Origin of the sequence: Allobosea sp. Tri-44 (genome assembly GCF_004123845.1) — a bacterium.
Lineage (GTDB): Bacteria > Pseudomonadota > Alphaproteobacteria > Rhizobiales > Beijerinckiaceae > Allobosea.
Genome location: NZ_NBDP01000009.1, coordinates 1 through 1,984 on the forward strand (window position 1 = coordinate 1; position 1,984 = coordinate 1,984).

Consider the following 1,984-nt stretch of genomic DNA (forward strand, 5'->3'; position numbering starts at 1 on the left):
CAACCGACTTCATCCTGAAGAGCGTCGCCGACGGCGTCGCCACCCTGACGCTCAACCGGCCTGACAAGCGCAACGCCATGAGCGACGACATGCGCACCGCCTTCATCGACCATCTCGCGGAGATCGCCGCGGATCGCTCGGTCAGGGCGCTTGTGCTGACCGGCGCCGGCAAGGGCTTCTGCGCAGGCGGTGACATCGCCGGGGTGAAACGGCGCATGGAGGCGCCGGCAGGAGAGGTCGGCTTCAACGGCTGGAGCCGTCAGCAGCGCGTGCACCACACGGTGAGCCTGCTGGTGAACATGCCGAAGCCGACAATCGCCGCGGTCAACGGTGCCGCCGCCGGCCTTGGCGCGGACACTGCCCTTGCCTGCGACTTTGTCATCGCGGGACCACATGCGCATTTCGCTTGGTCTTATATCCAGCGTGGCCTGATTCCGGATGGCGGCGGAATGTACTTCCTGCCGCGGCGCGTCGGCCTGGCGCGTGCCAAGGAGCTGATCTTCACCGGCCGGCGCGTTAACGTCGATGAGGCGCTGGCGCTCGGCATCGCCGATCGCGTCAGCAGCTCGGAGACGCTGCTCGACGAGGCGCAGGCCTGGGCCCGCGAGCTCTCGCAAGGATCCGGCACCGCGCTGGCCCTCGGTAAGATGATCCTGAACCGCTCTCTGGAGAGCAGCGCCGAGGAGATCTTCCAGCGCGCCAGCCAGTCCCAGGGCATCTGCTACACGAGCAGCGAACACCGCGAGTCCGTGCTCGCCTTCCTCGCGAAGATGGGAGCCTGAGCGATGAGCGCGATCGAGACCCTGTTCCGCCCCCGCAGCGTCGCCGTCGTCGGCGCCTCGACGGATGCCACCAAGACCTCCGGTCTGCCGATCCGGTTCCTGCGGCAGCAGGCTTTCGGGGGCGAGATTTATCCGGTCAATCCGCGCGTCGGCGAGATCGACGGACTGCGCTGCTATGGCAGCATCGACGCGCTGCCCTCGAAACCCGACGTCGCAATGGTCCTGCTCGGTGCGGCGCGCACGGTCGAGGTGGTCCGCGATCTCGCCGCCAAGGGCACGCGCTACGCCATCGTGCTGGCGAGCGGCTTCGGCGAATCCGGCGCGGACGGCAGAAGCCGGCAGGCCGAGCTGCTCGAGGCGGCGGGTCCCATGCGCATCCTCGGCCCGAACACGATCGGCCTCGTCAATGTCAGCGACGGCGTGCCGCTCTCGGCAAGCGGCGCTCTCGCCGCCGGCCAGTTCCAGAAGGGGCCCGTCGGGGTGGTCTCGCAGAGCGGCGGCATCCTGGGGGCGCTCCTGTCGCGCGCCGCGGCCCGTGGCATCGGCCTATCCAAACTCGTGGCCACCAGCAACGAGGCCGATCTAGAAATCGCCGACTTCATCGACTACCTCGCCGACGACGCTCAGACCTCGGTGATCGCGCTCTACATCGAGACGATCCGCAATCCTGACACCTTCCGCCGCGCTGCGGCTAAGGCGCGCGCGGCCGGCAAGCCGATCGTCGCGCTCAAAATTGGCCGCTCGGACGCCGGTGCGCGCGCCGCCGCCTCTCATACCGGGGCGATGGCCGGATCGGACCGAACCTATGACGCCTTCTTCCGTGACCTCGGTGTCATTCGCGCCCAGAGCTTCGGCGATCTCGTCGACGTGCCGGCCGCGCTGGCGACGCAGCCCGTACTCAAGGGGCGGCGCGTGGCGGTGCTGACCTCGACGGGCGGGGCGGGCACACTGGTCGCGGACAGCCTCGGGCTGACCGGCTTCGATGCGCCGGTTCCCGACGAAGAGACGGTCGCGAGGCTGAAGCAGGCGATGCCAGAGGGCCACGGCGCGCTCGACGGCAACCCGGTCGACATCACGTTCCTGATGAGCCGCGAACCGATGAAGGTGGCGAACAAGGCCAACCATATGCCCTTCCCGCTCAACATCCGGCAGGGGCTGACCTTCTGGAACCTGGTCAATCTCTCTTCCGACACCAAGAGCGA

At 68.2% G+C, this 1,984-nt stretch carries 2 protein-coding genes; both read left to right on the plus strand.

Annotation, left to right across the window (positions count from 1 at the left end; genetic code table 11):
• Positions 1-11 precede the first annotated feature (11 nt).
• A complete protein-coding gene (locus B6S44_RS09315; protein WP_129156643.1) occupies positions 12-782 on the plus strand; it encodes an enoyl-CoA hydratase/isomerase family protein in 771 nt (256 codons plus the stop codon).
• Between the two features lie 3 nt (positions 783-785).
• Positions 786-1,984: acetate--CoA ligase family protein (locus tag B6S44_RS09320; protein ID WP_206735117.1), on the plus strand; the 1,199-nt coding region annotated here is incomplete at its 3' end.